Source organism: Neisseria sp. P0001.S005 (genome assembly GCF_051963715.1).
Genome location: NZ_JBQCTZ010000303.1, coordinates 1 through 2,909 on the forward strand (window position 1 = coordinate 1; position 2,909 = coordinate 2,909).

Consider the following 2,909-nt stretch of genomic DNA (forward strand, 5'->3'; position numbering starts at 1 on the left):
ATTAATTATTTTAACGGTTTCAAGGCCGTCTGAAAATGATTGTTTCAGACGGCCTTCTATTTGCAATTAGTCCTAAATATGACTATAATCCGCATCCAATTAGTCAATATCGAGACCAATTTATGAATCAACTTGACCAACTCGGTATGCGCATCAGCCACATAGACAGCGCATTCGACCAATGGATTAAACAGCAAAACACCAACTACAATACCTTTGCCGTTCTCTATACCTTAGCCACCGAAGGCAGCCGCACTCAAAAATACATAGGCGAAGAATGGAGCCTGCCCAAGCAAACCGTTTCCGGCACATGCAAAACGTTGGCGGAACAAGGCTTGCTGACATTTCACGAAAGCGAACAAGACAAACGCGAACGCTTATTGTCGCTGACCGAACAAGGCAAGGAATCCGCCGCACCATTGGTGCAAAACATGCAGGAATTCAGCAAACGAATTTTTACCGCCTTCGGTGAAAAACGTGCAGCCCGACTGTTTGCTGATTTGGACGCGTTGGCCGAATTAATGGCGCAAACCCTCAATACTAAATAAGGAGGGCAGCCATGTGGAAAATGTTGAAACACATCGGTCAAACACACCACCGCAAACTCATCACAACCTTCTCTCTCGTCGGCTTGGATAATCTGCTCTTGCTGGTATATCCCGTGTTTGGCGGCTGGGCGATTAATGCCGTTATGGAAGGCAACGTCTGGCAGGCAATGTTGTATGGTGTGGTGGTTTTATTAATGTGGATAATCGGAGCCGCCCGCCGAGCAGACGATACGCGTACGTTTACCAAAATCTATACCGAAATCGCCGTCCCGGTCGTTTTGGAACAGCGCAAACGAGAAGTACCGCATTCCGCCATTACCGCACGCGTTGCCCTATCGCGTGAGTTTGTCAGTTTTTTTGAAGAACACCTGCCCATCGCTGCTACTTCGCTGGTTTCCATCTTCGGTGCATGTATGATGTTGCTGATATTGGAATTTTGGGTGGGCGTATTGGCTGTCGCGATACTTGCCCTGTTTTTATGGTTGCTGCCGCGTTTTGCCGCCATCAGCGAAAACCTATATTTCCGTTTAAACAACCGGCTTGAACGCGACAACCACCTTATCAGTGACGGCAACGAGCATCAGCTCTACCGCCACTATGGCTGGGTTGCCAAACTACGCGTGCTGATTTCCAACCGTGAAGCCTTAGGCTATCTCAGTATCGGCATGGCGATGAGCGTATTGTTCGGCTTCGCCTTTATACACATGACGCTTAAAGGCTATGGCAGCGCCGGCCATATCTATTCCGTCAGCACTTATTTATGGATGTTTGCAATGAGCTTGGACGATGTACCGAGCTTGATCGAACAATACTCCAATCTAAAAGATATCGGACAACGCGTTGAACTCTCGGAAGAAAACAATCTTTTCAAGGCCGTCTGAAACCTTAACACACTATCAGGACATATTATGAGTTAGTTTTATTTAATCTTAGCCGGGATGATGGAAATCGGCTGGCCATTGGGTTTAAAGCTGGCACCACAGGAAGGCTACCGCTGGCATGGCTTTGCCGCCGCGCTTGCCTGCATCGTCGGCAGCGGATACCTCCTTTACCTTGCCCAAAAAAGTATTCCGATGGGTATAGCCTACGCCGTCTGGACAGGCATAGGCGCGGCAGGGGCATTTTTGGTAGGCGTTGTATTTTTCAACGATGCCGCCAACTTCGGCCGCTGACTCGGCGCATTTCTCATCATCTCCGGCGTCGTAGTGATGAAACTCTCCAGCGGAAACTGAAAATCTCGTTTCTATTAAATCTAAGGCCGTCTGAACGAGCATGTTCAGACGGCCTAATACCTTCCCGAATATAACGAAATCATCTTAAATTAAAACCAAGCATTCTTTCCTTTTTTCAGACGGCCTGTTTAAAGAGCCTGCTCGGATTGTTATCAATTCACCCGGTTTTGCATTATAATTGTGCAAATTTGACTCACTCGAAAGAAAATAAATTGGAAGGATTACAACAACTTGTAGATTTATTAGTGGGTTTTGTCGATTGGATATTGAAATTACTGGCATTCTTGTTTTAAACTACGTTCCATTCTTTTATACATTAAAGACGTATTTTCATCATGCAAACCGCGCAACGCTCTGCTACTTTCTTCTATTGGTACCACACAAACGTGCGGTACTTTTTTGCGCTTGTCTGAAACAGACCAAGTTGAAAATACGCAAATTAGAGCCGCCTCATTTGAGCGGCTTTTTTTATACCCATCATGGCCGCTTAAATCCACCCATTTTTAAGAAATAAGGAATACAGCCATGACTGCCTCAACTAAAATCCACAGCCAAACCCAAATGTTACACACCTGCCGCATGGTCGTTGACAGCAACAGCCACCACAGCATGCTCAACATGCACACTTTGCCTGATTCGCCTGACAGCCTCATCAGCGAAGCCCTGATTCCGCAAGTGCGCACCATCGCGACTTTGATTGCCGCAGAGCGCCACGACTTCAATCAAAGCAGCCCTAACGTTTTTACTGATGAAGCGGATTTCTTCGCAGCACGCATTTTGGTTCTAGGCGTACGCCGTTTCCATTTGGATATTACCCTGCTGCCTATGCTCAAAACCGCCAACAAACGCGCCGAAGCTTTCGCCAAACGTCATCACATGCCCTTCTCTCCCGCTGAAATGCAAATGTCTCTGCACACCCGCCGCCCTGCCAACCTGTTGATTATCGAAACCGAACACGAAATGCCTGCACTGGGCAATCTGGCTGCCAACAGCCGTGCATTTGCAGCGCAACTTTCCAATATTATTTTGTAAAACCACTTGAAAAACAGGGGAATGGTTTAATATTAGGCAAACACACTCCGCCGAAATCTCGGCAAAGACAAACCTCTCTCAGGAAAAACAATGAAAA

The 2,909-nt window shown here is 46.9% G+C and carries 4 protein-coding genes; all 4 read left to right on the top strand.

Going from position 1 to position 2,909, the window contains the following annotated elements; all coding sequences use genetic code 11:
• The first annotated feature begins 122 nt into the window (after positions 1 to 122).
• The 4 genes from ACTHSP_RS19210 (at position 123) to ACTHSP_RS19225 (ending at position 2,812) form a co-directional block, all read left to right on the top strand.
• Complete coding sequence (locus tag ACTHSP_RS19210; protein WP_003685715.1) at positions 123 to 548, top strand: MarR family winged helix-turn-helix transcriptional regulator; 426 nt, start codon at positions 123 to 125, stop codon at positions 546 to 548.
• 11 nt (positions 549 to 559) lie between these two features.
• Positions 560 to 1,429: an ABC transporter six-transmembrane domain-containing protein gene (locus ACTHSP_RS19215; protein ID WP_440346698.1), complete on the top strand. Its 870-nt coding sequence runs from the start codon at positions 560 to 562 to the stop codon at positions 1,427 to 1,429.
• 45 nt (positions 1,430 to 1,474) lie between these two features.
• A complete protein-coding gene (locus ACTHSP_RS19220) occupies positions 1,475 to 1,720 on the top strand; it encodes a DMT family transporter (RefSeq protein ID WP_318250488.1) in 246 nt (81 codons plus the stop codon).
• Between the two features lie 585 nt (positions 1,721 to 2,305).
• Positions 2,306 to 2,812 carry a hypothetical protein gene (locus ACTHSP_RS19225; RefSeq protein WP_003685697.1) on the top strand — a complete coding sequence of 169 codons (507 nt, stop codon included), beginning with the start codon at positions 2,306 to 2,308 and terminating at the stop codon, positions 2,810 to 2,812.
• Positions 2,813 to 2,909: the final 97 nt, after the last annotated feature.

Excerpts from the sequence above, each read along its gene's own strand:
- ACTHSP_RS19225 (WP_003685697.1), top strand. The coding sequence starts at position 2,306 with ATGACTGCCTCAACTAAAATCCACAGCCAAACCCAAATGTTACACACC.
- ACTHSP_RS19210 (WP_003685715.1), top strand. The coding sequence starts at position 123 with ATGAATCAACTTGACCAACTCGGTATGCGCATCAGCCACATAGACAGC.
- ACTHSP_RS19215 (WP_440346698.1), top strand. The coding sequence starts at position 560 with ATGTGGAAAATGTTGAAACACATCGGTCAAACACACCACCGCAAACTC.